Source organism: Streptomyces sp. ICC4, assembly GCF_003287915.1.
In the GTDB taxonomy this organism is placed as follows: Bacteria; Actinomycetota; Actinomycetes; order Streptomycetales; family Streptomycetaceae; genus Streptomyces; species Streptomyces tritrimontium.
Window position 1 is genome coordinate 1,875,481 of the sequence record NZ_CP030286.1, and the last position, 25,996, is coordinate 1,901,476.

22 protein-coding genes, 2 tRNA genes and 1 pseudogene are annotated in these 25,996 nt (G+C 70.8%); 6 read left to right on the forward strand and 19 right to left on the reverse strand.

The window, feature by feature from the left end; all coding sequences use genetic code 11:
* Positions 1–129: 129 nt before the first annotated feature.
* A complete protein-coding gene (locus tag DRB89_RS08535) occupies positions 130–1,602 on the reverse strand; it encodes a catalase (protein WP_112447777.1) in 1,473 nt (490 codons plus the stop codon).
* 130 nt (positions 1,603–1,732) lie between these two features.
* On the opposite strand from DRB89_RS08535, the gene DRB89_RS08540 reads away from it, so the two are divergent.
* The gene (locus DRB89_RS08540) at positions 1,733–2,149 is read left to right on the forward strand and encodes a Fur family transcriptional regulator (RefSeq protein WP_112447776.1); all 417 of its coding nucleotides are present in this window, start codon (positions 1,733–1,735) and stop codon (positions 2,147–2,149) included.
* 126 nt (positions 2,150–2,275) lie between these two features.
* On the opposite strand, the gene DRB89_RS08545 is transcribed toward DRB89_RS08540, so the two are convergent.
* The 4 genes from DRB89_RS08545 to DRB89_RS08560 form a co-directional block, all read right to left on the reverse strand.
* Positions 2,276–2,349, reverse strand: a tRNA-Met gene (locus DRB89_RS08545).
* Positions 2,350–2,459: 110 nt separating this feature from the next.
* Positions 2,460–4,415: a tetratricopeptide repeat protein gene (locus DRB89_RS08550; protein WP_112447775.1), complete on the reverse strand. Its 1,956-nt coding sequence runs from the start codon at positions 4,413–4,415 to the stop codon at positions 2,460–2,462.
* A 206-nt stretch (positions 4,416–4,621) separates the two neighbouring features.
* A tRNA-Met gene (locus DRB89_RS08555) sits at positions 4,622–4,695 on the reverse strand.
* Positions 4,696–4,739: 44 nt separating this feature from the next.
* Positions 4,740–7,622, reverse strand: a complete 2,883-nt coding sequence (locus DRB89_RS08560; RefSeq protein ID WP_239516759.1) for a UPF0182 family protein — start codon at positions 7,620–7,622, stop codon at positions 4,740–4,742.
* A gap of 148 nt (positions 7,623–7,770) precedes the next feature.
* Between DRB89_RS08560 and DRB89_RS08565 the strand changes: the two genes are divergently transcribed.
* On the forward strand, positions 7,771–8,343 hold the full coding sequence (locus DRB89_RS08565) for a PPA1309 family protein (protein WP_204357676.1): 573 nt from the start codon (positions 7,771–7,773) through the stop codon (positions 8,341–8,343).
* Positions 8,344–8,383: 40 nt separating this feature from the next.
* On the opposite strand, the gene DRB89_RS08570 is transcribed toward DRB89_RS08565, so the two are convergent.
* From DRB89_RS08570 to DRB89_RS08585, 4 genes are all read right to left on the reverse strand, one after another.
* On the reverse strand, positions 8,384–9,472 hold the full coding sequence (locus DRB89_RS08570; protein WP_112447772.1) for a PDZ domain-containing protein: 1,089 nt from the start codon (positions 9,470–9,472) through the stop codon (positions 8,384–8,386).
* 86 nt (positions 9,473–9,558) lie between these two features.
* Positions 9,559–9,756 carry a hypothetical protein gene (locus DRB89_RS08575; RefSeq protein WP_112447771.1) on the reverse strand — a complete coding sequence of 66 codons (198 nt, stop codon included), beginning with the start codon at positions 9,754–9,756 and terminating at the stop codon, positions 9,559–9,561.
* Positions 9,757–9,881: 125 nt separating this feature from the next.
* Complete coding sequence (locus DRB89_RS08580) at positions 9,882–10,343, reverse strand: molybdenum cofactor biosynthesis protein MoaE (protein ID WP_112447770.1); 462 nt, start codon at positions 10,341–10,343, stop codon at positions 9,882–9,884.
* A 146-nt stretch (positions 10,344–10,489) separates the two neighbouring features.
* Positions 10,490–11,659 carry an SDR family oxidoreductase gene (locus DRB89_RS08585; protein WP_112447769.1) on the reverse strand — a complete coding sequence of 390 codons (1,170 nt, stop codon included), beginning with the start codon at positions 11,657–11,659 and terminating at the stop codon, positions 10,490–10,492.
* A gap of 216 nt (positions 11,660–11,875) precedes the next feature.
* On the opposite strand from DRB89_RS08585, the gene DRB89_RS08590 reads away from it, so the two are divergent.
* Together DRB89_RS08590 and DRB89_RS08595 are read left to right on the forward strand one after the other, a co-directional pair.
* Positions 11,876–13,297: a zinc-dependent metalloprotease gene (locus DRB89_RS08590; protein ID WP_112447768.1), complete on the forward strand. Its 1,422-nt coding sequence runs from the start codon at positions 11,876–11,878 to the stop codon at positions 13,295–13,297.
* On the forward strand, positions 13,294–13,818 hold the full coding sequence (locus DRB89_RS08595) for an NUDIX hydrolase (protein ID WP_112447767.1): 525 nt from the start codon (positions 13,294–13,296) through the stop codon (positions 13,816–13,818). The genes DRB89_RS08590 and DRB89_RS08595 overlap by 4 nt, the downstream gene beginning before the upstream one ends.
* Before the next feature lie 83 nt (positions 13,819–13,901).
* Here the strand turns inward: DRB89_RS08595 and DRB89_RS08600 are convergent, their stop codons facing one another.
* From DRB89_RS08600 to DRB89_RS08610, 3 genes and pseudogenes are all read right to left on the reverse strand, one after another.
* Complete coding sequence (locus DRB89_RS08600) at positions 13,902–14,657, reverse strand: AIM24 family protein (RefSeq protein WP_112447766.1); 756 nt, start codon at positions 14,655–14,657, stop codon at positions 13,902–13,904.
* Between the two features lie 17 nt (positions 14,658–14,674).
* A complete protein-coding gene (locus DRB89_RS08605; protein WP_112447765.1) occupies positions 14,675–15,355 on the reverse strand; it encodes an AIM24 family protein in 681 nt (226 codons plus the stop codon).
* Positions 15,356–15,384: 29 nt separating this feature from the next.
* Positions 15,385–16,206: pseudogene (locus tag DRB89_RS08610) on the reverse strand (AIM24 family protein); the annotation flags it as partial.
* A gap of 435 nt (positions 16,207–16,641) precedes the next feature.
* Here DRB89_RS08610 and coaA point away from each other — a divergent pair.
* Positions 16,642–17,673, forward strand: a complete 1,032-nt coding sequence (coaA, locus tag DRB89_RS08615) for a type I pantothenate kinase (RefSeq protein WP_112447729.1) — start codon at positions 16,642–16,644, stop codon at positions 17,671–17,673.
* A gap of 15 nt (positions 17,674–17,688) precedes the next feature.
* Positions 17,689–18,645: a DUF389 domain-containing protein gene (locus tag DRB89_RS08620; protein WP_112447730.1), complete on the forward strand. Its 957-nt coding sequence runs from the start codon at positions 17,689–17,691 to the stop codon at positions 18,643–18,645.
* 152 nt (positions 18,646–18,797) lie between these two features.
* On the opposite strand, the gene glmM is transcribed toward DRB89_RS08620, so the two are convergent.
* The 7 genes from glmM to rplQ all read right to left on the reverse strand — a co-directional run bounded on the left by glmM (position 18,798) and on the right by rplQ (position 25,965).
* Positions 18,798–20,156 carry a phosphoglucosamine mutase gene (glmM, locus tag DRB89_RS08630; RefSeq protein WP_112447732.1) on the reverse strand — a complete coding sequence of 453 codons (1,359 nt, stop codon included), beginning with the start codon at positions 20,154–20,156 and terminating at the stop codon, positions 18,798–18,800.
* A 134-nt stretch (positions 20,157–20,290) separates the two neighbouring features.
* The gene (gene rpsI / locus DRB89_RS08635) at positions 20,291–20,812 is read right to left on the reverse strand and encodes a 30S ribosomal protein S9 (RefSeq protein WP_112447733.1); all 522 of its coding nucleotides are present in this window, start codon (positions 20,810–20,812) and stop codon (positions 20,291–20,293) included.
* 46 nt (positions 20,813–20,858) lie between these two features.
* Positions 20,859–21,302, reverse strand: a complete 444-nt coding sequence (gene rplM / locus DRB89_RS08640; protein WP_112447734.1) for a 50S ribosomal protein L13 — start codon at positions 21,300–21,302, stop codon at positions 20,859–20,861.
* 234 nt (positions 21,303–21,536) lie between these two features.
* On the reverse strand, positions 21,537–22,796 hold the full coding sequence (locus tag DRB89_RS08645) for a glycosyltransferase family 87 protein (RefSeq protein ID WP_112447735.1): 1,260 nt from the start codon (positions 22,794–22,796) through the stop codon (positions 21,537–21,539).
* 64 nt (positions 22,797–22,860) lie between these two features.
* The gene (locus DRB89_RS08650; RefSeq protein ID WP_112453279.1) at positions 22,861–24,480 is read right to left on the reverse strand and encodes an ATP-binding cassette domain-containing protein; all 1,620 of its coding nucleotides are present in this window, start codon (positions 24,478–24,480) and stop codon (positions 22,861–22,863) included.
* A 59-nt stretch (positions 24,481–24,539) separates the two neighbouring features.
* The gene (gene truA, locus DRB89_RS08655) at positions 24,540–25,391 is read right to left on the reverse strand and encodes a tRNA pseudouridine(38-40) synthase TruA (RefSeq protein WP_112447736.1); all 852 of its coding nucleotides are present in this window, start codon (positions 25,389–25,391) and stop codon (positions 24,540–24,542) included.
* Between the two features lie 112 nt (positions 25,392–25,503).
* Positions 25,504–25,965, reverse strand: coding sequence for a 50S ribosomal protein L17 (gene rplQ / locus DRB89_RS08660; protein WP_030154710.1), 462 nt, complete (start codon positions 25,963–25,965; stop codon positions 25,504–25,506).
* Positions 25,966–25,996 lie beyond the last annotated feature (31 nt).

Here is a 25,996-nt window from a genome sequence, read left to right on the forward strand (position 1 = left end):
CGAGGAGGGCCGGATCCCCTGGACGGGAATCCGGCCCTCCTCATTCGGCGAGCAACCATCAATCGAGATGCCCCCATGGCGGGCAACCACCTCCGCGAGAGCGGCGGCGGTCTAGCCGCGAAGAGGGGTTCAGCCGCGAAGGGCCTGGACCGCGGCTTCCAGACGCTTGCCGAAGTCGCCGTCCGCCTGGCGGAAGTTGTCGATCGCGCGCTCGACGATGTCGTCGCGCGAGACCTTGGCGATGAAGCCGGACAGGTTCTCGACCAGACGGGACTTCTCGTCCTCCGAGTACAGGCGGTAGAGGTTGCCCGCCTGGACGAAGTCGGTGTCCTCGCTGTGCACCGGAGCGGCGTGGTTGCCCGTGCCGCCCGTCACCGGGGTGGAGACCCACAGCGGGCGGTCCGTCTGGTGCGGGCCGCCGAAGCTGTTCGGCTCGTAGTTCTTCGCACCCTTGTGGCGGCCGTCGTACAGGTGTCCGTCACGGGAGTTGGTGCGCGCCTCGGTGGCGTGGGGGCGGTTCACCGGCAGGTGGTCGGCGTTGATGCCGACGCGGTAGCGGTGGGCGTCGCCGTAGCCGAAGAGACGGCCCTGGAGCATCTTGTCCGGGGACGGACCGATGCCGGGGACGAAGTGCGCCGGGGAGAAGATCGACTGCTCGACCTCGGCGAAGACGTTCTCCGGGTTGCGGTTGAGCTCCAGCTTGCCGATCTCGATCGGCGGGTAGTCCTCGTGCGGCCACACCTTGGTGAGGTCGAACGGGTTGAAGCGGTACTCGGCCGCCTCGGCCGCCGGCATGATCTGGACCTGCACGGTCCAGGACGGGAAGTCGCCGCGCTCGATCGACTCGCGCAGGTCGCGCTGGTGCGAGTCGGGGTCCTCACCGGCGAGCTGGTTGGCCTCGGCCTGGGTGAGGTTCTTGATGCCCTGGTCGGTCTTGAAGTGGTACTTGACCCAGAAGACCTCGCCGGCCTCGTTGTTCCACTGGAACGTGTGCGAGCCGTAGCCGTTCATGTGGCGGTAGGTCGCCGGGATGCCGCGGTCACCGAACAGCCAGGTCACCTGGTGGGTGGACTCGGGCGACAGACCCCAGAAGTCCCAGACGTTGTCCGCCTCCTGCGAGCCGGTGTACGGGTCGCGCTTCTGGGTGTGGATGAAGTCCGGGAACTTGATGGCGTCCTTGATGAAGAACACCGGGGTGTTGTTGCCGACGAGGTCGTAGTTGCCCTCTTCGGTGTAGAACTTCAGCGCCCAGCCGCGGGGGTCGCGCACGGCGTCGGCCGAGCCGAGGTTGCCCGCGACGGTGGAGAAGCGCAGGAAGGTCTCGGTCTCCTTGCCGACCTCGGACAGGAACTTCGCACGGGTCCACTGCGAGACGTCGCGGGTCAGCGTGAAGGTGCCGTACGCGCCGGCGCCGCGGGCGTGCACCACGCGCTCCGGGATGCGCTCGCGGTTGAAGTGCGCGAGCTTCTCGAGCAGCAGCTGGTCCTGGACCAGAACGGGACCGCCGATGCCGGCCGTCTCGCTGTTCTGGTTGTCGGCAACCGGTGCCCCGGCCTCCGTGGTGAGCGGTCCCTGCTGCGTCACGTGCGCCTCCTGCGTCATTCCTGCATGTCCTGTCCTTGGCCTTCGCCGTATCTGATCCTACGATGGACTTTGTCTAAGTCAAGTAAGCATCCAAGTCCGCACTGATTCGGGAGTTACACCGAATCCCCTCGCTGTTAGGCTGACGTCCATGAGTGACCTGCTGGAACGACTTCGCGGACGCGGATGGCGCATGACCGCACAGCGGCGCGTCGTGGCCGAGGTGCTCGACGGTGACCACGTTCACCTGACGGCCGACGAGGTGCACTCGCGCGCCGTGGCCAGGCTGCCGGAGATCTCGCGCGCGACCGTCTACAACACCCTGGGCGAGCTCGTCACCCTCGGCGAGGTCCTGGAGGTGTCCACGGACCGGCGCGCCAAGCGCTACGACCCGAACGCCCACCGGCCGCACCAGCACCTGGTGTGCGCCCGGTGCGGCGCGATCCGCGACGTCCACCCGGCGGGCAACCCGCTGGCCGACCTGCCCGACACGGAGCGCTTCGGCTTCACGGTGTCGGCGGTCGAGGTGACGTACCGCGGGGTGTGCCCGAACTGCGCCGGCGCGTAACGGGCCGGAAGGACGGCGAAAGGGGGCGGGGGCTCGATGAGCCCCCGCCCCCTTTTCTTCGCTGTCTTGGCGTCCGGAAACGACTGAAGGCCCGGATCCAATGGATCCGGGCCTTCAAGCCTTCAGTAGCGGGGACAGGATTTGAACCTGCGACCTCTGGGTTATGAGCCCAGCGAGCTACCGAGCTGCTCCACCCCGCGTCGGTAAACCTGACTCTACGCGAGCGCGGCGAGCAGATGCAAATCGGTTAACAGGCCGGGTCGCGGGCCGCCCCGAGAGGGCCGCGGGGCGGCCCGGCCCGGGGGCCGGGTCAGGCCGAGAGCTCCTCGGCCAGCGCCTCGCGCAGCCGGGCCGCGCGCTGCGAGACCTCCGCCGGACCCAGCTCCATCGCGCGCACGCACCACTTCTGCCCCTCCGCCAGGTCACCCTGGCGGGCGGCGAGCAGTCCGAGCCGCAGCGCCGCCCGGCCGTGACCGGCCACCGCCGCCCGCGTCCACCACAGCGCCGCCTCCGGCTCGTTGCCCTCGCGCGCGAGCAACAGCCCGAGGTTGAAGGCCCCGTTGCGCGAGCCCGCCTCCGCCGCCTCGCGGTACCACCGCGCGGCGAGCCCCAGCTCGCCCCGCGCGGCGGCGAGCATGCCGATGCGCACCTGCGCCCGCCGGTGCCCCAGCTCGGCCGCCCGCTCGTACCACTCCTCGCCCTCGGTCTTGGGCGCGCCGCCCACCGGCTCGCCCAGTGCCACCGGCTCCGGCGGCGGGGCCAGCGACTCCAGCAGGGAGGCCAGCCGGAAGGCCGCCTCCGCACTGCCGCCGCCCGCCGCGCACCGCAGGTGGCGCTCGGCGGCCCGCTCCTCGCCGTCCCGGACCAGCGCGATGCCGACCTGGAGCGCCGCGTCGGTGTGTCCGGCGGACGCGGCCCGCTCGTACCACTTCAGCGCGGTGCGGTCCTCGTCGCGGCTGGCGAACAGGATCCCGAGGTTGAAGGCCGCGTCCACGCTGCCGGCTTCGGCCGCCTTGGAGAACCACGGCTCGGCACCCGCCGCGTCCCCGCCCTGCAGCAGCAGGATGGCCAGCGCGTTGGCCGCCTCGCGGTGCCCCGCGTACGCGGCGCGCCGGTACCACTGCTCGGCCTGCGCGGTCCGCTCCTGCGCGGCGCACAGCAGCGCGAGGTTGTACGCCCCGTTCTGGTCGCCGGCGTCCATCGCGGCCCGGTACCACTTCTCCGCGGTCTGGGTCTCGCCCCGCGCGGCGTGCAGCGCGCCCAGCGCGTTCGCCGCGTTGCCGTCACCGTCCTGGGCCGCCCGCAGCCACCACGTGGCCGCGTTCTCCTCGTCGCCGGCGTCGCGCAGCAGGAAGCCGAGCGCGCACGCCGCCCGCGGCTCGCCCTGCTTGGCGGAGGTCAGGTACCAGCGCCCGGCCTCCTTCAGCTCCCCGCGCGCCTCCAGCAGCGTGCCCAGGTGCAGGGCGGCGCGCCGGTGCCCGCGCGCGGCGGCCTGCCGGTACCACTGCTCGGCCTCGGCGGGGTCCCCCTTGCGCAGGTGCCGTGCCAGCCGGTAGGCGGCCTCGCGGTGCCCCTGTTCGGCGGCGGCACGGAACCAGCGCTCGACGCCCTTGTCCCCGCGGTGCTCGAGCAGGTCCGCGAGCCCGTACGCACCCAGCGCGTGGCCGGATTCCGCCGCCTGGCGCATCCAGTACTCGGCCGCGGGCTCGTCGCCGCGCTCGCGGTAGTGGCGGCCCAGGGCGTGCGCGGCGGGAGCGGACCCGGCCACGGCGGCCACGCGCCACCAGCCGGCGGCCTCTTCGGGGTAGCCGCGCTGGTGCAGGAGCACGCCGAGGTTGTTGGCGGCGGCGCGGTCGCCCTCCCCCGTCGCCCCGCGCAGGTACGGCTCGGCTCCGGCGAGGTCGCCGCGGCGCAGCAGGAGCGCGCCGAGCACGCTCATGGCGCCCGGGTCCCCCTTGTCGGCGGCCACCCGGTGGCGGGCCTCGAGCTCGGCGTCGCTGGCCGCGTCGGCCAGGGTGAACACCTCGTCGTCGAAGACCGCGTCGTCCTGTGCCGTCTGCGGGGTCCGGGGCGTCCGCGCGGCGCGTGTGGCCGGAACAGGCCGCACGGGGTCCACGGCCGTCGTCTCCCGCGCTTCCCGCGTGGTCATCGCGGTCCGCACGTCAACAGCCTGAGCCGCCCCATCGGCCTCGGTACCCGATTCGGCCTCCGCCCTCACAAACCGCCCTGTCTCCAGCAGAGTTGACCTGTCCCCCATAAATCCCATCGTCGCATCACCTGCTACCCGCGTACACCTGGTATGTCGCAGCCAGTGAGGTCACTACAGCGTTTTGTCGACATGCCCACAGAGAGACAAGTCAAACACGTTCGCACCCCAACTCACCCACCCCAGTGACCGCGTCGGTGAAGAACACACATCGCACCGGACATGACGAAGGCCCGGATCCATCGGATCCGGGCCTTCGTTTTCAGTAGCGGGGACAGGATTTGAACCTGCGACCTCTGGGTTATGAGCCCAGCGAGCTACCGAGCTGCTCCACCCCGCGTCGGTGAAACCACAGTATCACGACGCGGGGTGGAGCCATTACCGTCAGCCCGCAGGCTTGGCCGCCTGCAGCTTCGCCTCGGCTTCGATGGCCCGCTTCAGCGCGGCCTGCAGGTCACCCTGGGCCTTTCCGTACGCCGCCCAGTCGCCGGCCTTCAGCGCCTTGTCGGCATCCTCGACCGCCTTCTGCGCGTCCGAGAGGGCCGCCTTGACCGTCGGGTCCTGGCTGGTCGGCGGGGTGGTGGTGCCGTCGCCCGGCGGGGTCGTCGGGTTGGTCGGCGGGGTCGCCGTCTCGGACCCGAACACCACGTTCAGCGCCTTCTCGAGGGTGTCCTCGAAGGCCGTCTGACCGCCGTAGGTCACGAGCACCTTGCGCAGCAGCGGGTACTTCAGCCCGGAGCTGCGCACGTACACCGGCTCCACGTAGAGCATTCCGCCGTCGAGCGGGACCGAGAGCAGGTTCCCGTACTCGACCTCGGAGTCGCCACCGCGCAGCAGGCGGATGGACTCGGCGATCTTCGGCTCGGACTGGAACTTGCTCTGGACCTGCTTGGGGCCGTCGACCGGCTTGCTGGTCGGCAGCTTCAGGATTCTGATCTTGCCGTAGTCCGGGGTGCCCGGATCGGCGTTGACCGCCATGAAGGCGCTCAGGTTGTCGCGCTCGTTCGGCGTGAACGTCGTCGTGAGCGAGAAGACCTGGTCCTTCTCCTTCTGCCCCGGCATCTTCATCGACTGGTAGTACGGCGGGACCGCCGTGCCCGGCTTCGCGGTCGGGTCGTCCGGGACGGCCCAGGCCTCACTGCCGCTGAGGAAGGTCTGCGGGTCGGTGACGTGGTAGCGGGTCAGCAGCTCGCGCTGGACCTTGAAGAGGTCCTGCGGGTAGCGCATGTGGTCCATGAGCGTCTTGGAGATCTCGCTCTTGGCCTTGACCGTGCCCGGGAACGCCTTCATCCACGTCTTGAGGATCGGGTCCTGGGTGTCCCACTGGTACAGGTCGACCGTGCCGTCGTACGCGTCGACGGTGGCCTTCACCGAGTTGCGGATGTAGTTGACCTGGTTCTCCTGGGCCACCACGGCGCGCTGGTTGTTCGTCAGCGAGTCGTGGGTGCTCTCGCCCAGCGTGGTGCGCGAGGCGTAGGGGTAGCCGTTGGTCGTCGTGTACGCGTCGACGATCCACTTGATCCGGCCGTCGATGACCGCCGGGTACGGGGCGCCGTCGATGGTCAGCCACGGGGCGACGGCCTCGACGCGCTCCTTGGGCGTGCGGTTGTACAGGATCCGCGAGCCCTCGCCGATGGCGCCGGAGTACATGATCTGCGGCTCGCTGAAGGCGAGCGCGTACGCGGCACGGTTGACCGGGTTGTCGAGGTTGACGCCGGAGTCGCCCTTGTAGCTCGTCTCCTTCTCGCCCTTGTCGTCCGAGTAGTCGAGCTCCTTCTGCGGTCCGCCGACGATCGAGTACTGCTTCGTCTGCTCGCCGTAGTAGACCCGCTGCTCGAAGTCCGAGCCGAACATGCCCTTGGAGGGCAGGTCGGACTGGGTGAAGTCCGGCGCGCCCTGGTCTCCGACCGTGGTGCCCTTGGCGGCGACCACGCCGTAGCCGTGGGTGTACTTGAAGTGGTCGTTGATCCAGTTGTTCTTCGGGATGCCGCCGATGTTCAGCTCGCGCAGGCCGATGACCGTGTCCTGGCCGCTGTACCGGTCGACGGCGAGCGTCGACGGGAAGGCGTAGTAGCCCTTGACCTGCTGGAGCTGCTGGAAGGCCGGGGAGACGATGTTCGGGTCCAGGATGCGGATGCTGGCGGTCGTGTCGGCCGCCTTGCGCAGCTGGGCCTTGTCGGTCCCCTCGGCCGGGACGCCGGCGTAGTCCGTCACGTCCGAGCCGGCGACCCCGTAGGCGTCGCGCGTCGCCTTGATGTTCTTCTCGACGTACGGGGATTCCTTGGCCTGCTCGTTCGGCTGGACCTGGAACTTCTGCACGATCGCCGGGTACAGCCCGCCGATCAGGATCGCCGAGAGGACCATCAGGCCGAAGCCGATCACCGGGAGCTGCCAGGTGCGCCGCCACAGCGTCGCGAAGAACAGCACCGCGCAGATCGCCGCGATGGCCACGAGGATCGTCTTGGCCGGCAGGTAGGCGTTGGCGTCGACGTAGCGCAGGCCGGTCCAGTTGTCCGCGGCCTTGAAGTCACTGGACTTCACGGCCAGGCCGTACCGGTCGAGCCAGTACGCGACCGCCTTGAGGGTGACGAAGAGACCGAGCAGCACCGACAGGTGGCCGGTCGCCGCGGCGGTGGCCCGCGCACCCGGGCTGGTGACGCGCAGTCCCCCGTAGAGGTAGTGCACGACGGCGGCGGCGATCACCGAGAGCACGACCGCGGCGAAGCCGAAGCCGAGCAGGAAGCGGTACCAGGGCAGGTCGAAGGTGTAGAACGACACGTCCAGGTTGAACTGCGGGTCCTTCTGGCCGAAGGGCACCCCGTTCACATACATCAGCCAGGTCTTCCACTGGCCCGCCGCCGAGGCGCCCGCGATCAGGCCGACCAGCGCGGCGATGCCCAGGAGCAGCCACTTGCGGTACGGCGCGACGCTCATCCGGTAGCGGTCGAGGCTCTGCTGCTCCATCGACATCGCGCTGAGCGGCGGGCGCAGCCGGTAGGCCAGCCAGATGTTCAGCCCGACGGCACCGGCCATCAGCAGGCCGAAGACGGCGAAGAGGCCGACCTTGGTCCACAGGGTCGTGGTGAAGACGGTGGAGTACTTGACGGAGCGGAACCAGAGCCAGTCGGTCCAGAAGCCCGCGAACATGATGAACGCCATGGCCAGCACGGCCAGGACGCCCAAGGTCATCAGAAGAGTCCGGGCGCGCCGGGACGGGCGGCCGACTCTCATCCGTGGCCCGGAGGGGCCTCCGCCGCGGTCCGGCATCTGGAAAGCCAAGGTGCGCACCTCGAAAGTCGCTGTGTGTAAGTGATGCTCAGATTTCTTCAAAGCATGGGCCCCCGATCGTAGGGCCCACTCATGCAACTTACTGAGGCTTTAGTCAGTTCCCGGTATCCGGTGGAAAGGAGGCAGGATGTTGTCCATGTCCAACCTTTCGCCGTCCCCCGGCACCCCTATGGCGGCAAGCCCGCTGACCCGTGCCGTCCTCGAAATCGACGAGTACGCCTCCACCCTCGGCTGGGACAAGCCCGCGCGGCTGTTCGCCCTGGTCGACACGGCCAAGCTGCGCAAGGAGGCGCCGGGAGTCGCCCGCCAGCTCGGCCTCGACCAGGACGACACGGGCAAGAACCAGCTCACCCCGATCGAGCAGGACGAGGTGCCGGCCGGGACCCCGCTGGACAAGTTCCTGGGAACGATCGCCTGGCCCCCGTCGATCCTCGGCTGCGCGCTGACCGTCGAGCGCCTGATGCTGCCGCCGTCCGCGGAGTCCGCCGTACCGGAGGGGCTCAGCGACAAGCAGCTGGCCCAGTGGGTCGCCGCCCACCCGGACCGGCAGGAGGTGCGGCTGACCGTGGGCGTCCTGCGCGACGGATCGCGGGAGTCGGCCGTACGGCTGCGGGAGAAGGACTCGGCGAACGACGTGCTGACCGGCGCGACCCTGGTTCCGGGGCTCGCGGAGGCACTGTCCGCGACGTTCCTCGACTAGGTCCCGTCCGGGCCGGGGGCCCGGGAGCTCGGGGGCGCGGTCAGGACTTCGTGCACTGCGGCAGTCCGGCCGCGTCCCCCTTGCCGATCTTCTCCAGTGCCTTGACCGCGTCGTCGATGGTGGAGACCTTCACCAGCGTCAGCCCGTCGGGCACGTCGGCCGCGGCGGAGGCGCAGTTCTCGGCGGGCGTCAGGAAGTACTGGGCCCCGGCCTGGCGGGCGCCGATGGTCTTCATCTGGATGCCGCCGATCGGGCCGACCTTGCCCGCGTCGTCGATGGTGCCGGTGCCGGCGATGAACTTGCCGCCGGTCAGGTTCTCCGGGGTGAGCTTGTCGACGATGCCGAGCGCGAACATCAGGCCGGCGCTGGGGCCGCCCACGTCGGCGAGCTTGATGTCGATCGTGAACGGGAAGGTGTGGTCGGTGTCGGCCCGGATGCCGACGATGGCGTGGCCGTCGTCCTCGGCCTTGGCCGAGGTGATCGTGACCTTCGTCGTGCCGGTGGGCTCGCGGTGGGCCTTCTCGGCCTCGGCGGCCTCGGCGGCGGGCACGACGGTGAATTCGACCGGCTCGCCGGCCTTGTGCTTGGTGACGAGCTTGGCCACGTCGCCGGGGGCGTTGACCGGGGTGCCGTCCACTGCCTTGATCACGTCGCCGGCGTGCAGCTTGCCCTCGGAGGGGCTGTCCTTGACCACGGTGGCGACGACCACGCGGGAGGAGACCGGGATGCCGACCTGCTGGAGGGCGGCCACCTTCGCGCTCTCCTGCGACTGGCTGAACTCCTCGGCGTTCTCCTGCGTGGACTCCCGGTCGGTCTTGCCGTTCGGGTACAGGTTCTCGTGCGGTACGACGATGTTGTCGCCGGCCGCCCAGCCGTAGACCGCCTCGAGCAGGTTCATGTCGTAGTCCGCGCCGGTGACGCGGACCGTCGTCATGTTCAGGTGCCCCGTCGTCGGGTAGGTCTTGTGCCCCGAGATGTTCAGGACGGGCTCGCCGTGCGAGTCCCCCAGCGTGTTCACGGTCGGGCCCGGACTCATCTCGGAGTACGGGACCCTCATGAACACCCCTGCGCAGAGCAGGGCGAAGAGCAGCAGGGTGGAAGCGAGCATCGTCGCAGTGCGGCGTGGCATGGATCGACAGTACGGGACGGCCCTGGCGGGCGGCCTGCGGGGCCGGTCCGTACGGGGCCGGGGCGCCTCAGGCGGGGCCGGGCGCCTCAGACGGCGTCGGGGCCGGAGTGCGCGTCCGCCTTCGCCCGGGTCTGTTCTTCCCTGCCCATGGCCTCGCGGAATCTCGCGTAGCCCGCGAGCTCGGATATGTCGCCCGCGGTACGGTCGCGTGCCGCCCAGCTGCCCCATATCGCCGCTCCGACCGCGGCGAACAGCGGAATCAGCAACCACGCCAGTGACGCCATGGGCGTGCCTCCCTACCCCGAAGTACGTGTGTCTGGTGGCTTCAACGCTGGTACCCGGGAGGGGGTTACGCAAATCGAGGGCGTGTTGCGCGTCCGAATGGGGGAAAAAGGGTGGTCTGTGGGTGTCAGCAGGCGCCGACCCACTCCTCCGTGCCGTCCGCGAACGTCTGGTGCTTCCAGATCGGGACCTCGTGCTTGAGGTCGTCGATCAGCATCCGGCAGGCCTCGAAGGCCTCGCCGCGGTGCGGGCAGGAGACGGCCACGACGACCGCGAGGTCGCCGACGGCGAGGTCGCCGACGCGGTGGACGGCGGCGAGGGCTCGGACCGGGTACTTCGCCACGACGCGCTCGGCGACGCGGCGCATCTCGGCCTCGGCCGACGGGTGGCAGGAGTAGCCGAGCTGGTCGACGTCCGCCCCGCTGTCGTGGTTGCGCACCGTGCCGACGAAGAGCGTCGTGCCGCCCGTCGCATCGTCGCCGACGGCCTGGAAGACCTCGTCGATCGAGAGCGGGGTGTCACGGATCGCGAGGAGCCGGATCGGGTCCGGAGCGGCCTGCTCGCCGGGGTGGTCGAAGTGCGGTGCCATACCTTCCATCGTGCCCTAGACCGCCGACTCGGCGGAATAGCCGTTTCACCCGGGCCGCGCCCGCGCCCTTGGGAGCCTCCTACAGGAACCGGGTCCGCCGCCCGGGAGGACCGGGCCCGGCCCGGGCCGCGTCGGCCCGGGCCCCGTCAGATGCCCCGGCGCCTGCGGGCGGCGCGGATCGCGGCGGCGGCGCCCAGCAGCGCGACCGTCGCACCGGCCGCACCCGCCGCGGTGGCGTCCTTGCGCCCCAGCCGGCGGCCCGCGACCGTGTGCCGGCCCGCGACCTCCTGGAGGAGCTCCGCGAGCACCTCCTCGTTCGTCCAGCGCGGCCGCCAGCCCGCCGCGTGCAGCCCGCTGACGCTGACCACCCACGGGTGCATCGTGTACGCCAGGTCCCCGGCCGGGGACGGGGTCAGTCCGATCCGGTGCAGCCGGGCGGCCGCGCCCAGGGCGACGGCGGACGGGAGCTCCATGCGGCGGATCCCGCTCAGCTCCTCGACCTCCTCCTGCTCCAGCCAGCCCTCGCAGCCCACGGCCAGCTCGCCCTCGACCTTCTCCAGCGCCGCGTACTCCAGCGCGCTGACCAGGTCCTCCACGTGGCAGAACTGCCACGTCGGGCGGGACCCGGCCACCACCAGCAGGCGCGGGGACTCGAAGTACCGGGTCAGCGCGGTGTCCGTGCCGCCGACCAGCACCGCCGGACGGACCACGGTGACGTTCAGGCCGGGGTGGGCGCGCGGCGCCCGGCGGCCCAGCCGCTCGATCTCCAGCAGGTCGCCCACGCCGGTCGCCTCGGCGGTGGCCCGCAGCTCGGCGTCCTCGGAGAGCGGGATGTCGTTGTCCGGCAGGGCCCCGTAGACCATCGCCGAGGTGCAGAGCACGACCCGGTGCACCCCGGCCGCCGCGGCGGCGGTGAGCACGGTCTGGGTCCCGCGCACGTTGTACGCCGTACGGGCCGCCGGGTCCGTCTCCAGGTCGAGGTCGAGCGCCAGGTGCACCACGACGTCCGCGCCGCGCAGCTTCTCCGCGATCGCCGGGTCCCGGACGTCCAGGAGGTGCCACTGCGCGGCCGCGCAGTCCCCGCGCCGCTCGTCGATCGCGACGACCTGCTTGACCTCGTCGGACGCGGCCAGCCGGCTCACCAGTGCGGCGCCGACGCCCGACGCGGCTCCGGTCACGGCGATCACGGGGCTGCGCCGCGAGGAACCGTCCGGGTTACGCGGCTGGCGAACGCCCTGGGCGCCGTCACCGTGCCCAGCACGGGATTCGGCCTCGTGCGACCCTCGGCCGTACTCGTCCGAGCCGTGATTGTCCAAAGCGTGCGGATCCGGGGAACTCACCAGGCGTCTCCAGCGGTTGTCTTCAGTAGGGGCGCGCCGTGACGCGTACCTACCAGGTGATGTCCATCCTGCCGCAGGCCGGGAGCCGACGGAGCACCGAGCCCGCAAGCGGGTCTGGTGTCTACGCTGGGTGGTGTTGTCCGACCATTGCCCGCCGGCCCCCGCCGGCGGCCCTACGAGCCGAGGAAACCCGTGAGCGACACCCCATTCGGATTCGGCCTTCCGCCGGAGGAGCCGGAAAGCGGCGACGAAGGCAAGAAGAAGGGCAATCAGGGAGGTCAGAGCGGCCCGGACCCGTTCGGGTTCGGCACGGGCCTGCCCGGAGGCGCCGGCCTGCCCGGGGGCGCCGACAATCCGTTCGCGGCGATGTTCGGCTCGATGAACCCGAACGACCTGGGCGCCGCCTTCCAGCAGCTCGGCCAAATGCTGAGCTACGAGGGCGGGCCGGTCAACTGGGACATGGCCAAGGACATCGCCCGCCAGACCGTGGCCCAGGGCACCTCGGACGGCGTCAAGGACGCCAGCGTGGGCATCGCCGAGAAGTCCGCGGTCGAGGAGGCCATGCGGCTGGCCGACCACTGGCTCGATGACGTCACCTCGCTGCCGTCGGGCGCCGCGACGGCCGTCGCGTGGAGCCGCGCCGAGTGGGTCGAGCAGACCCTCCCGGTGTGGAAGGAGCTCGTGGACCCGGTCGCCGAGCGCGTCGGCGCGGCCATGGGCGGCGTGCTGCCCGAGGAGATGCAGGCCATGGCGGGCCCGCTGCTCGGCATGATGCGCTCCATGGGCGGGGCCATGTTCGGCCAGCAGATCGGCCAGGCCGTGGGCACCCTCGCGGGCGAGGTCGTCGGCTCGACCGACATCGGGCTGCCGCTGGGGCCGGCCGGCAAGGCCGCGCTGCTGCCGCTGAACATCGAGAGCTTCGGCAAGGACCTGGGCGTCTCCTCGGACGAGGTCCGGCTGTACCTGGCGCTGCGCGAGGCCGCCCACGCGCGGCTCTTCGCCCACGTGCCGTGGCTGCGCTCGCACCTGTTCGGCGCGGTCGAGGGGTACGCGCGGGGCATCAAGGTCGACACCTCCAAGCTGGAGGACGTGGTCGGCCAGCTCGACCCGTCGAACCCGGAGCAGTTGCAGGAAGCCCTCCAGGGCGGCATGTTCCAGCCGCAGGACACCCCGGAGCAGAAGGCCGCGCTGGCCCGCCTCGAGACGGCGCTCGCGCTGGTCGAGGGCTGGGTGGACGCGGTCGTGCACGAGGCGGCCAAGCCCCGGCTGACCTCGGCGGACGCCATGCGCGAGACCATGCGCCGGCGGCGCGCCTCCGGCGGCCCGGCGGAGCAGACCTTCGCGACGCTGATCGGGCTGGAACTGCGGCCGCGCCGGCTGCGCGACGCCTCGCGGCTGTGGGCCTCGCTCACCGACGCGCGCGGCGTGGACGGGCGCGACGGGCTGTGGGAGCACCCCGACATGCTGCCGACCGCCTCCGACCTGGACGATCCGGACGGGTTCGTGCACCGGGAGCAGCTCGACTTCTCCGAGATCGACAAGATGCTCGGTGAGGCCGCCGCCCAGAAGCGCGAACAGGACGGCGACGAGCAGGACGGCGAAGACAAGAAGTGAGCCTGCACGACGAAGCGGCGGCGGTCCTGAAGTCCTACGGGGACCAGCCCGAGCTGCGCGACCTGTACCTGGACCACCTGGCCGCGCATCCGGACGGGGTCTACAAGCCCTGTCAGGCCGGGCACATCACCGGGAGCGCGCTGGTGATCGACCCGGCGCGGGGCCGCGTACTGCTGACCCTGCACAAGAAGCTCGGGATGTGGCTCCAGATGGGCGGGCACTGCGAGCCCGGTGACACCACGCTCGCCGGGGTCGCCCTGCGCGAGGCCGTCGAGGAGTCGGGCATCGCGCAGGGGCTGACGCTGCTGCCCGGCGGCCCGGTGCGGCTCGACCGGCACCCGATCCCGGCCCCGTGCAACTGGCACCTGGACGTGCAGTACGCGGCGCTGGCGCCCGCCGAGGCGGTCGAAGCGATCAGCGAGGAGTCGCTGGACCTGCGCTGGTTCCCGTACGGAGAGGTGGCGGCGGTGGCCGACGCCTCGGTGGTGCGGCTGCTGGAGGCGACCCTGGCGCGGCTCTGAGCCGGCGCCGGCCGGACGTGGAAGAGGGGCGGGCCCACCGATGCGGGGCCGCCCCTCTTCCGTGTCCGCGAGCCTGCCGCGGATCAGTTCCAGGCGTTGTTCTGGTTCTGCGCGTGGGCGCCCTGCTGGCCCATGCCGAACTGCGCGGCCGCGCCCTGGCCGATCTGGGCGTTCTGCGGCGGGAGCATCTCGCTGGGCTGGACCAGCGCGAAGCCGGTGCCGAGGAAGCTGAGCTCCCAGCCCTCGCCGGTGTTGCCGCGCCGCCGCCACACGCCGGTGGAGTGCGTCTGGGCCTGCATCTGCACGCGCAGCGAGGTGGACCAGGCGACGATGGCGTCCGCGTCGGCGTTGACGTACTTGTCGGGCGTGACCTGCATCATCAGCGGCTGCCCGGAGGTCATCAGCGCGACCTTGCCGCGGCCGGTGATGTTGAGCTGGTACTTGCCGGAGCCGGAGATCCCGTACTGGCTGTCCACCGCGATGACCTCGGTGTGCAGGGTGGAGTCCAGGGCCAGCACGTAGCTGCTGTCGACGGTGAGGCCGTCCTGGTCCACGTCCAGGACGTGGACGTACTGCGCCAGGTTGGCCAGGTAGACCGTGCCCTGCCCGGAGCAGCGCATGAGGTCCAGGCCCTCGCCGGTGCGGCTGCGGGCGTTTCGCTGGCCGGTGCTCTGGTACTCGCCGTCGAAGTCGATGATCCCCTGGTAGGCGACCATGGCGCCCTTGCGGGCGAGCACGTCGTCGGAGCCGCTGAGCGAGACCCGCAGCAGCTGCGGGTTCTGGACGGCGTACCGCTCCTGGGACTGTGCCTCGGAGTGGGCGAAAAGTGAGCTCTGCATGATGTGTCTTCTCCCCCTCAGCCCCGGGCCCGGAGCCGGTCGGTGCTGTCCTCGCTGGGCTGTACGACGACGATGCCCTGGCCTGAGAAGGCCATCTGGTAGGCCTCCCCGCTGCCCCGGCCGATCATCGACGAGGCCTTGAAGCTGCGCTTGCCCTTGACCTTGAGGTTCGGGGACCAGGCGACGAGCGCGTCGGGGTCGACGTAGGTCTCGTCCTCGCCGCGGCCGCAGTCGACCACGATCGGGGTGCCGCGCGAGGTGATGGCGACCCAGCCGGTGCCGGCGACCGAGACGTTGAACAGGCCCTGGCCGGCGAACTTGGCCATGCCCTTGACCCGCTCGACGCCCCACTGGAGGTGGGCGTCGAAGGCGAGGAGGCTGGTGCCGTTCACCGAGAGCGAGTCGTTGTTGAGGTTGATGACGACGACGTCCGCGCCGTAGTCGGCGAGGTAGAGCAGGCCGTCGCCCGTGCACTTCATCAGCGGGGCGCCCTCGCCGGTGAGCCACTGCGAGGCCATCTGGCGGACGGCCGGCGGGTTGGGCTCGTACTGCACGAAGCCCTCGTAGGCGACCATCGATCCGGTGCGCGCGAAGAGGTCCTGGCCGCTCTGCATGGCGACCTTGAGCATGGCCCGGCCGTGGTTCTCCATGCGGGCCGTGACGGGGGTCGGGGCGTAGCCCGCGAGCTGCTGGTTCATTGCGTTCATGGCATTCATGTGGGGCTCCCTCAGACCTCGTACGGCTGGACGACGATGAAGTTGCCGGGAGCGCCGCGGAACTGGAGGTTCACGGTCTCCCCGCTGTGGCCGGGGTAGGCGTTGCGGCGCAGCCGGACCTGGCTGGAGATGATCACCTGGGCGGCGGAGGACCACGCGACGATGGCGTTGCTGTCGGCGAAGGTGGTCGGGGTGACGGGCAGGACGACGGGCACGCCGTGCGTCTTGACGATCACCGTGCCGGTGCCCTGGAACTGCATGGTGAACAGCGCGCCGCCGGGGATGCCGTGGCCCTCGATGCGGCGGACCTCGTGCTGGAGCGACTCGTCGAAGGCGAGGACGCTCTCGGCGGAGACGCAGATGCCGTCGCCCTGGAGCTCGATGGCGTGCAGGTGGGCGCCGGTCTCCGCGAGGAAGACCTGGCCGCGGCCGGTGCAGCGCATCAGCTGCATTTCCTGGCCGGTGGCGTTGCCGACGATGCGGCCGGCGAAGCCCGCGCCCTTGTAGCTGAAGTCGACCTTGCCCTGGTAGAGGACCATGCTGCCCTGCCGGGCGAGGACGGCCTGACCGCCCATCGACAGGTCGACGCGCATGAGCTGCTGGTTCTGCGGGGTCCAGCGGGCGCCCGTGGGGGCTTCCTTGTACGGCTGGAGGGCGGCGGCGAGTCCGGCGCCGGCGGCGGGAGCCGCCTGCATGGGCTGGCCGTAGCCGGGGGGCTGCTGGCCGTACGGGGGCGGCTGCTGGCCGGGGAACTGGCCGGGAGCCTGTCCGGGGACCTGGCCGTACGAGGGCTGCGGCTGCTGCCCGTACGGCGCGGGGGCCGGGGCGGGCGGCGAGGAAGTCGTCCGGTACACCTTGGCCGGGGCGGACGGCTTGGTGTCGTCCTTCGCGTCCGCCTTGTCGGAGCCGCCGCAGGCGGTGGCGAGCAGCGCCAGGGACAGGGCCGCGGCGGACAGGACGGTACGGCGTACGAATGCGGTGCGCATGATGATTTTCCCCCCACAGGAAATTCGGTGAAAAGGGCAGCGCGCGGCGGCCCCCGGAAAGGGAGCGGCCTGAAGAGCTGCGGTGATCAACACCGTACGGGGCCCCCGCACCGCCCCGTCCACGTTTACCGGCCGCCCCGCGCATCGTGATCCCGATGAGACCGCAGCTGCCTCCAATCGATACCGGCCCCCGTACAACCCGCCCGGCCCGGGACATACGACCCCATCCCACGTGACCGACCACACCACCCACAACGGCCTCCGAGCCCCGACAATGGCCCTGTGATCACTTCGCCGCCACGAAGCACGCCGGACCGCGCAACGGAGCGCACCGACCGCCCGGAGCGCCCCCACCGCCGGTCCGACGCGTCCCCCTACGTCGACCTCACCCGCGCCGAGTGGAGCGCCCTGCGCGAGCGCACCCCGCTCCCGCTCACGGCCGACGAGGTCGAGCGGCTTCGGGGCCTGGGCGACGTCATCGACCTCGACGAGGTCCGCGACGTCTACCTGCCGCTCTCCCGGCTGCTGAACCTGTACGTGGAAGCCACGAGCAACCTGCGCGGCACCCTCAACACCTTCCTCGGCGACGCCGGCAACGGCCACGGCGCGCAGCAGGGCACCCCCTTCGTCATAGGGGTCGCCGGTTCCGTCGCCGTCGGCAAGTCCACGGTGGCCCGCCTCCTCCAGGCCCTCCTCGCCCGCTGGCCGGAGCACCCGCGCGTGGAGCTGGTCACCACGGACGGCTTCCTGTACCCGATGAAGGAGCTCCAGCGGCGCGGCCTGACCGCCCGCAAGGGCTTCCCCGAGTCCTACGACCGCCGCGCGCTGACCCGCTTCGTCGCCGACATCAAGGCGGGCAAGGACGAGGTCACGGCCCCGGTCTACTCGCACCTGATCTACGACATCGTCCCCGGGGAGCAGCTCGTCGTGCGCCGCCCGGACATCCTGATCGTCGAGGGCCTCAACGTCCTGCAGCCGGCCCTGCCCGGCAAGGACGGCCGCACCCGGGTGGGCCTGGCCGACTACTTCGACTTCAGCGTGTACGTGGACGCGCGCCCCGAGGACATCGAGCGCTGGTACCTCAACCGGTTCCGCAAGCTGCGCGAGACGGCCTTCCAGAACCCGTTCTCCTACTTCCGCAAGTACACGCAGGTCTCCGAGGAGGAGGCGCTGGAGTACGCGCAGACGATGTGGCGGACCATCAACAGGCCCAACCTGCTGGAGAACGTGGCCCCGACCCGCGGCCGGGCCACCCTCGTCGTGCGCAAGGGCCCCGACCACAAGGTGCAGAAGCTGAGCCTGCGCAAGCTCTGACGCTACTGTGCGGCCATGCTGCATCTACGGATGATCACCCCGTCCGACCGGACGGACGCCGTGGTCCGGATCGTCGAGGGGACCGTCGGCACCACCCATCTGGCGGTGTTCCCCGGTGCGGCCCGCATTCCGCCGGGCGACATCGTGCTGTGCGACGTGGCGCGCGAGGCGGGCGACGCGCTCCTGCACGAGCTGCGCGGGCTCGGTATCGACAAGGACGGCTCGATCGCGGTCGAGAACATCGACCTCTCCCTGTCGGAGCGCGCCGACCGGGCCGAGGAGGAGGCTCCGGGAGAAGGCGCCGACGCCGTGCTGTGGGAGCAGCTGAGCGAGGCCACCCACGAGGAGTCCAACCTCAGCATCACCTACAGCGCCTTCATGATCATCGCGACCATGATCGCGGCCTGCGGCGTCGTCCTCGACAACGCCGTCCTGATCGTGGGCGCGATGGCGGTCGGCCCCGAGTTCGGGCCGCTCGCCGGAGTCTGCACCGGCCTGGTGCGGCGCGCCCCGAAGCTGGCCGCCCGCTCCCTGTTCGCCCTGCTCGTGGGCTTCGCCGCCGCGATGGTCGCCACCACCGTCTTCAGCCTGGTGATGGACGCCCTCGGCCTGTTCCACGCGGGAATGCTGGACAAGCCCCGCCCGAACACCAGCTTCATCTGGCAGCCGGACCCGTTCTCGTTCGTCGTGGCCCTGCTCGCCGGTGTGGCCGGGGTGCTCTCGCTGACCTCCGCGAAGTCCGGCGCGCTGGTCGGCGTCGCGATCTCGGTGACCACCGTCCCGGCGGCCGCCAACGCGGCCGTGGCCCTGAGCTACGGCGAGTTCGGCCAGATGTGGGGCTCGGCGGAACAGCTGCTGCTGAACCTGTGCGGGATCATCCTGGCCGGTGTGCTGACCCTGACCGGCCAGAAGCTGCTGTGGCGCACCCAGCGCGGCCGCTGGCACCGCAGGACGCCCCAGCCGAAGACCTGAGCCCGCCCGGGGCCCCGCGAACGGGAACGGGAGGAGGAACGGGAACGGGAACGGGAACGGGAACGGGAACGGGCAACGGCAGCGGGTACGCAAACGGCCCCGCCGTACGAGGCTTCGTACGGCGGGGCCGGCTCACAGCAGGGCGGGGCGGTCTAGCCCAGCGCCGACTTCACCACGTCCGCGAGGCGGCCCGCGACGGCGCGGGCCTGCTCGATGTCGGCGGCCTCCACCATCACGCGGACGAGCGGCTCCGTGCCCGAGGGACGCAGCAGTACGCGCCCGGTCGAGCCCAGCTCCCGCTCCGCTTCGGCGACGGCCGCGGCCAGCTCGCCCGAGGTCGTCACCCGGGACCTGTCCACGTCGGGGACGTTGACCAGCACCTGCGGGAGCCGGGTCATGACCCCCGCCAGCTCCGCCAGCGTCTTGCCGGTGGCCGCGATCCGCGCCGCCAGCATCAGCCCGGTCAGGGTGCCGTCGCCGGTGGTGGCGTGGTCGAGGATGATCACGTGGCCGGACTGCTCGCCGCCCAGCGCGTAGCCGTGCTCCTTCATCGACTCCAGGACGTACCGGTCGCCGACACCCGTCTGCACGACGTTGATGCCCTCGGACTCCATCGCCAGCTTGAAGCCCAGGTTCGACATCACGGTGCCGACCACGGTGTCCTCGCGCAGGTGCCCGGACTCGCGCATGGCCAGCGCCAGCACGGCGAGGATCTGGTCCCCGTCGACCTCGGCGCCGTTCGCGTCCACGGCGAGGCAGCGGTCGGCGTCCCCGTCGTGCGCGATGCCGAGGTCGGCCCCGTGCTCGATGACGGCCTGCTTGAGCAGGCCGAGGTGGGTGGAGCCGCAGCCGTCGTTGATGTTCAGCCCGTCGGGCTCCGCGCCGATCGTGACGATCTCGGCGCCGGCCCGGGTGAAGGCCTCCGGCGAGACGAAGGCGGCCGCGCCGTGCGCCTCGTCGAGGACCACCTTCAGGCCGTCGAGGCGGTTGGGCAGGACACCCATGAGGTGGGCGACGTACTTGTCGAAGCCCTCGGTGTAGTCGGAGACGCGGCCGACACCGGCGCCCGTCGGCCGGTCCCACGGAGCGCCCGTGCGGTGGTCCTCGTAGACGGACTCGATGCGGTCCTCCAGCTCGTCGGCGAGCTTGTGGCCGCCGCGCGCGAAGAACTTGATGCCGTTGTCGGGCATGGCGTTGTGGCTGGCCGAGAGCATCACGCCGAGGTCGGCGCCCAGCGCACCGGTGAGATACGCCACCGCCGGGGTGGGCAGCACACCGACGCGCAGGACGTCCACGCCCGCGCTCGCGAGGCCCGCGACGACTGCGGCCTCCAGGAACTCGCCCGAGGCCCGGGGGTCCCGGCCGACCACCGCGGTGGCCCGATGGCCCGCGAAGGTGCCCGCCTCGGCCAGTACGTGCGCCGCCGCCACGGAGAGGCCGAGCGCGAGCTCAGCCGTCAGATCCGCGTTGGCGACGCCTCGTACACCGTCCGTCCCGAAGAGTCGTCCCACTGTTGTCCTCCCGAGTGTTCGCATCGCTTGTGACCGCTTGTGCCATCTATTTGCCGCTTGTGGCGGTAAACGAACCGCCCCGACAGCACAAAGAGTGCTGCCGGGGCGGTTTCGTGCTGAACAGCAGGCGCAGATTAACGCTTGCTGTACTGCGGAGCCTTACGGGCCTTCTTGAGACCGGCCTTCTTGCGCTCGACCGCACGGTCGTCGCGGGAAAGGAAGCCGGCCTTCTTCAGTGCCGCGCGGTTGTTGTCGACATCCGCCTCGTTCAGCGCACGGGCCACACCGAGGCGCAGGGCGCCGGCCTGGCCGGAAACGCCGCCACCCGAGATGCGGGCGATGACGTCGTAGCGGTTGTCGAGCTCGAGCAGCTTGAACGGCTCGTTGACTTCCTGCTGGTGCACCTTGTTGGGGAAGTAGTCCTCAAGGGTGCGACCGTTGATCTTCCACTTGCCGGTGCCCGGAACGATCCGGACGCGGGCGATGGCGTTCTTGCGACGGCCCAGGCCGGCGGCCGGCTGGGGGTCACCGAAGCGACCGGCAAGGGACTCGGAGGTGTAGTCGCCCTCAACGGCTTCCACAGACTCGGTGGTGTACTCCTCGACGTTGCCCTCGAACTCGTCGACGGGGGTCGTCTCGGCGGTGGTCTCGGCCACGATGCTCCTCAGAAGTTTCTTGTCTTAGGGGGTGTGGTGGCCGGAACTACTGCGCGACCTGGGTGATCTCGAACGGCACCGGCTGCTGGGCAGCGTGGGGGTGCACATCGCCCGAGTAGACCTTCAGCTTCGAGAGCATCTGACGGCCCAGGGTGTTCTTGGGGATCATGCCCTTGATGGCCTTCTCGACGGCCTTCTCCGGGTTGTTCGCCAGGAGGTCGTCGTAACGGACCGAACGCAGACCACCCGGGAAACCGGAGTGGCGGTACGCCATCTTCTGGGTCGCCTTGTTGCCGGACAGGTGAACCTTGTCGGCGTTGATGATGATGACGAAGTCGCCCATGTCCATGTGGGGGGCGTAAGTCGGCTTGTGCTTACCCCGCAGGAGGGTAGCGGCCTGGGTCGCCAGACGGCCGAGGACAACGTCCTGGGCGTCGATGACGTGCCACTGGCGCGAGATGTCGCCGGGCTTGGGGCTGAACGTACGCACGCGTATGCCTTCGCTTCTTCAGTGGTGGGTCATCCCCGGGGGGTGAGCCCGAGGGACGGGTCCTGACATGGGTCACCACGGACGATCACGACAGCCCTGGTTCACATCGGAGACGCAACCCGTGTGTACCGCTGGTCATCGGCCCGGTGGACCGGCGTAAGGCAAATTCACGTGAGAATGAGCAAGCCAATACGCATAACGAACCAGCAGGGTATCCCTGAAGACCTCGAAGGGTCAAAACGCGGTCCGCGATCCCGTCTCGACGGGGGTTGCGGCGCACTCCGGTTCGGTCCTGGTTGGGGACCCCGTAGTTCGTACGACTGCAACCATAACCCGGACCGGGCGCAAAGAACGACGCGCGAGCAGACCGGCCAGTCCGCACAGGGTCGCCATGTCCTTGAAGGCGCGCCTCTTGTGGTCCAGCTCCGACGGCCACGGGACGCCCGCCGTCTGGGGCAGCAGGGCCACCCAGAACCAGGGCGAGCGCGGCATCGAGCCCGTCCGCACCCCCGAAGCCAGCAGCAGCGGAAGCACGACGAGCAGGTAGTGGTCGAAGGACGGCCGCGACACCAGGAACGCGGCGAGCATCACCATGCAGGCCGTCTCCACCAGCCGCAGCTCGCCGCCGTCGCCGTCCACGGCGACCGGGCGCCGCCAGCGCCGCCAGGCCGCCCACAGCCCGCAGCCGGCCCCGGCGAAGGCCACCAGCACCGCCAGCGGCTCCGGCACCCCCAGCCGCGGCAGCGCGGCGATCGGCGAGGCGTCCCACGGCAGCGCGTAGGAGTCCTGGCCCTGCAGCAGGAACGGCAGCGTCTTGGTGAAGAACAGCATCGGGCGCGGCATCATCAGCGCCCCCGCCAGCGAGAGCGCCACCGGGACGCCGACCGCCACGGCCAGCGCCCGCCACTGCCGGGCCAGTACGAAGAGCAGCCCGATCGGCACCAGCATCGGCTTGCACGCGATGGCGAGCCCCACCACCAGCCCGGCCGCCACCCAGGACCGCCGGTGCGCCAGCAGCAGCGCCACCGGCAGGGCCGCGGCCGAGATGGCCGTCCAGTTCCCGATCAGCACCAGGTTGATGTACGGCTTGTAGAGCAGCGCGAACAGTCCGAAACCGCCGACCGCGAGCCGCGAGCGCACCGGCACCGAGAACAGCCGCAGCGAGGCCCACCAGCCCAGGCCCACCAGACCGGTCATCCCCAGCGGCAGCACGCAGCGCAGCAGTGGGGCCGGCAGCAGTGCCTCCGGGATCGCCATGACCACGGCACTGGGGAGGTAGAGGAACCGCTTGTCCTCGTACGGGGAGACCCCCGCGAGCAGGGCGTCCGCGGCCTTGACCACGAAGGCGTTGTCCGAGCCCCAGTTCACCCGCAGGCTCGCCGAGACCGCCACGGACAGCAGGATCAGCAGACCCACCGCCCGCCAGGACCGGGGGGCGGGCCTCAGCAGCCACTCCACCCGACGGTCCCAGGAGGACGGGCTGTCCCACTTCATGACCCAGACGCTAGGCCGCAGCCCCACAACGAAGTCCCCTCGACCAGCCGGGGGCCGTCTACCCCTAGCGCTTGCGTTCGACCCTACGTTCGTCCCAGACGGGCTCCGTAGTCTCCCGCACAACACCGTCTGAACCGAAGACCAGGTAACGGTCAAATGTGCGGGCGAACCACCGGTCGTGCGTGACGCACAACACAGTTCCGTCGTACGCCTCCAGCCCGTCCTGCAGCGCTTCGGCGGACTCCAGGTCCAGGTTGTCCGTCGGCTCGTCCAGCAGCAGCGCCGTCGTACCCGCCAGCTCCAGCAGCAGGATCTGGAAGCGCGCCTGCTGGCCGCCCGACAGCTTCTCGAAGGGCTGCTCGCCCTGCCGCTCCAGCTCGTAGCGGCGCAGGGCGCCCATCGCGGCGCCCAGCGGCTTCGCCGACTCCGTCCACAGGATGTCCACGAGGGTACGGCCGAACAGCTCCGGGTGCGCGTGCGTCTGCGCGAAGTGGCCGGGGACCACGCGGGCGCCGAGCTTCCACGTACCCGTGTGCTTGACGTCCTCGCCCGCCATCAGCCGCAGGAAGTGCGACTTCCCGGAGCCGTTCGAGCCCAGGACCGCGACCCGCTCCCCGTAGAAGACCTCCAGGGAGAACGGCTTCATCAGGCCGGTCAGCTCCAGGTTCTCGACCGTGAGGGCGCGCACGCCCGTACGGCCGCCCTTGAGGCGCATCCGGATGTCCTGCTCGCGCGGCGGCTCCGGCGGCGGGCCGGCCTCCTCGAACTTCTTGAAGCGGGTCTGCATCGCGTGGTACCGCGAGGCCATGTCCGGGCTGATCGCGGCCTGGCCGCGCAGTCGCAGCACCAGGGCCTTCAGCCGGGCGTGCTCCTCGTCCCAGCGCCGCTTGAGCTCCTCGAAGCGCGCGAAGCGCTCCTTGCGGGCAGCGTGGAACGTGCCGAAGCCCTCGCCGTGCACCCAGACGTCGGAGCCGTTCGGGCTCGCCTCCAGGCTGATGATCTTCTCGGCGGCCTGGGTCAGCAGCTCCCGGTCGTGGCTGACGAAGAGCACCGTCTTGCGGGTGGCCGCCAGCTGCTCCTCCAGCCACCGCTTGCCCGGGACGTCCAGGTAGTTGTCCGGCTCGTCGAGCAGCAGCACCTCGTCCGGCCCGCGCAGCAGCGCCTCCAGGACCAGCCGCTTCTGCTCACCGCCCGACAGCGTGCGCACCTCGCGGAACTGCGCCGAGTCGTACGGGATCGCCAGCGCGGCCATCGTGCAGACGTCCCACAGCGTCTCCGCCTCGTACCCCTGCACGTCGGCCCAGTCGCTCAGCGCCTGCGCGTAGGCCATCTGGGCGGGCTCGTCGTCCACCGTCAGGATCAGCTGCTCGGCCCGGTCCACCGCCTTCGCGGCCTCCCGGATCCGCGGCTGGGCCACCGAGACCAGCAGGTCACGTACGGTCGTCTCGTCGCGGACCGAGCCCACGAACTGCGACATCACGCCCAGGCCGCCGCTGACGGTGACCGAGCCGCCGTGCGGCTGCAGGTCACCGGAGATCATCTTCAGCAGGGTGGTCTTGCCGGCCCCGTTCGCCCCGACCAGGGCGACGACCGACCCCTCCCCCACCCGGAAGGAGACGTCGGGGAGCAGGACCCGCCCGTCGGGAAGGTAGTACTCCAGGTGGCTGGCTTCGAGATGTCCCATGCCGGGCATTGTCCCGGTCCGGCGCCGTTCCGCCCAAACGAGTTACCCGGACACGAGGCCTAGCAGCAGCCCGCTCCGGGCAGCGTCCGCAGGTTCCGCGCTTCCTTGCTCCGCGCGGCCAGCAGCTCGTCGGCCGGGTAGCCGACCTCCTCCAGCGTCAGCCCGTGCGGTTTGACCACGTGCACCGAGGAGTCCCGTACGGCCGCGGCCAGCACCTTCCCGGGCCAGTCGGTCGGCCGGTGGCCGTCGCCGACGTGCAGCATCGCGCCGACCAGCGAGCGGACCATGTTGTGGCAGAAGGCGTCGGCGCGGACGGTCGCGGTGAGGATCCCGTCCTCGCCGCGCTCCCAGCTGAGCTGCTGGAGGGTGCGGATCGTCGTGGCCCCCTCGCGCTTCTTGCAGTACGCGGCGAAGTCGTGCTCGCCGACCAGCGCGGCGGCGGCCTCGTTCATGGCGTCCGCGTCGAGCGGCCACTGGTACCAGAGCACGTGGCCGCGGCGCAGCGGGTCGACCCCGGCCTGGTGGTCGCCGACGCGGTAGGCGTAGCGGCGCCAGATCGCGGAGAACCGCGCGTTGAAGCCGGCGGGGGCCTCGGCGGCCTTCCACACCCGTACGTCGTGCGGCAGCCGCCCGGCGAGGCGGCGCAGCAGCTTGTCCTGGTGCTCGGCCCACACCTCGTCGCGCACGTCGAACTGCGCGACCTGCCCGCGCGCGTGCACTCCGGCGTCGGTCCGGCCGGCCACGGTCAGCTCCACCGGGTCGGGCAGCCGCATCACGGTCCGCAGGGCCGACTCCAGCTCCCCCTGCACGGTCCGCAGCACGCGCTGCTTCGCCCAGCCGGAGAAGTCCTTGCCGTCGTAGCTCAGGTCCAGCCGCACCCGGACGTGCCCGGGCTCCACCTCGTCACTCACGTGACAGATCCTCTCTCAGCTGTGTCTTCGGCACGAATGCAGAACGGGCCCGCCCCGGTAAGGGGGCGGACCCGTTCAGAGCCGATCAAGCGAGCTCGATCCCGAAGCGGGATCAGGCCTCCTTGGTCTCCTCGGCGGGGGTCTCGACAGCCTCCGCCTCCTTGACCGCGCGCTTGGTGGCGGCCTCGGCCTCACCGGTGGCCTGCTGGGCGACCGTAAGGGCCTCGACCAGCTCGATCACGGCCATCGGGGCGTTGTCGCCACGACGGTTGCCGATCTTGGTGATGCGCGTGTAACCACCGGGGCGGTTCTCGTAGCGCGGGGCGATCTCGGTGAACAGCGTGTGCACGATGCTCTTGTCCGTGATCGTCTGCAGCACCAGGCGACGGTTGTGGATGTCGCCCTTCTTGGCCTTGGTCACCAGACGCTCGGCGTAGGGACGCAGGCGGCGGGCCTTGGCCTCGGTGGTGGTGATGCGGCCGTGCTCGAAGAGCGCCTTCGCGAGGTTCGCGAGGAGGTGCTTCTCGTGCGCGGCGCTGCCGCCCAGACGGGCACCCTTTGCGGGACGCGGCATGGTCATACTCCTTCATATCTGCACCGGCCGT

Coding starts and splice junctions, on each gene's coding strand:
- DRB89_RS08580 (WP_112447770.1), bottom strand. CDS start 10,343: ATGGCACCGCACTTCGACCACCCCGGCGAGCAGGCCGCTCCGGACCCG.
- rplQ (WP_030154710.1), bottom strand. CDS start 25,965: ATGCCGCGTCCCGCAAAGGGTGCCCGTCTGGGCGGCAGCGCCGCGCAC.
- DRB89_RS08645 (WP_112447735.1), bottom strand. CDS start 22,796: ATGAAGTGGGACAGCCCGTCCTCCTGGGACCGTCGGGTGGAGTGGCTG.
- DRB89_RS08570 (WP_112447772.1), bottom strand. CDS start 9,472: ATGCCACGCCGCACTGCGACGATGCTCGCTTCCACCCTGCTGCTCTTC.
- DRB89_RS08575 (WP_112447771.1), bottom strand. CDS start 9,756: ATGGCGTCACTGGCGTGGTTGCTGATTCCGCTGTTCGCCGCGGTCGGA.
- DRB89_RS08540 (WP_112447776.1), top strand. CDS start 1,733: ATGAGTGACCTGCTGGAACGACTTCGCGGACGCGGATGGCGCATGACC.
- DRB89_RS08650 (WP_112453279.1), bottom strand. CDS start 24,480: ATGGGACATCTCGAAGCCAGCCACCTGGAGTACTACCTTCCCGACGGG.
- DRB89_RS08560 (WP_239516759.1), bottom strand. CDS start 7,622: ATGCCGGACCGCGGCGGAGGCCCCTCCGGGCCACGGATGAGAGTCGGC.
- DRB89_RS08600 (WP_112447766.1), bottom strand. CDS start 14,657: ATGCAGAGCTCACTTTTCGCCCACTCCGAGGCACAGTCCCAGGAGCGG.
- DRB89_RS08550 (WP_112447775.1), bottom strand. CDS start 4,415: ATGGGATTTATGGGGGACAGGTCAACTCTGCTGGAGACAGGGCGGTTT.
- DRB89_RS08605 (WP_112447765.1), bottom strand. CDS start 15,355: ATGAACCAGCAGCTCGCGGGCTACGCCCCGACCCCCGTCACGGCCCGC.
- DRB89_RS08535 (WP_112447777.1), bottom strand. CDS start 1,602: ATGACGCAGGAGGCGCACGTGACGCAGCAGGGACCGCTCACCACGGAG.
- DRB89_RS08620 (WP_112447730.1), top strand. CDS start 17,689: ATGCTGCATCTACGGATGATCACCCCGTCCGACCGGACGGACGCCGTG.
- DRB89_RS08565 (WP_204357676.1), top strand. CDS start 7,771: ATGTTGTCCATGTCCAACCTTTCGCCGTCCCCCGGCACCCCTATGGCG.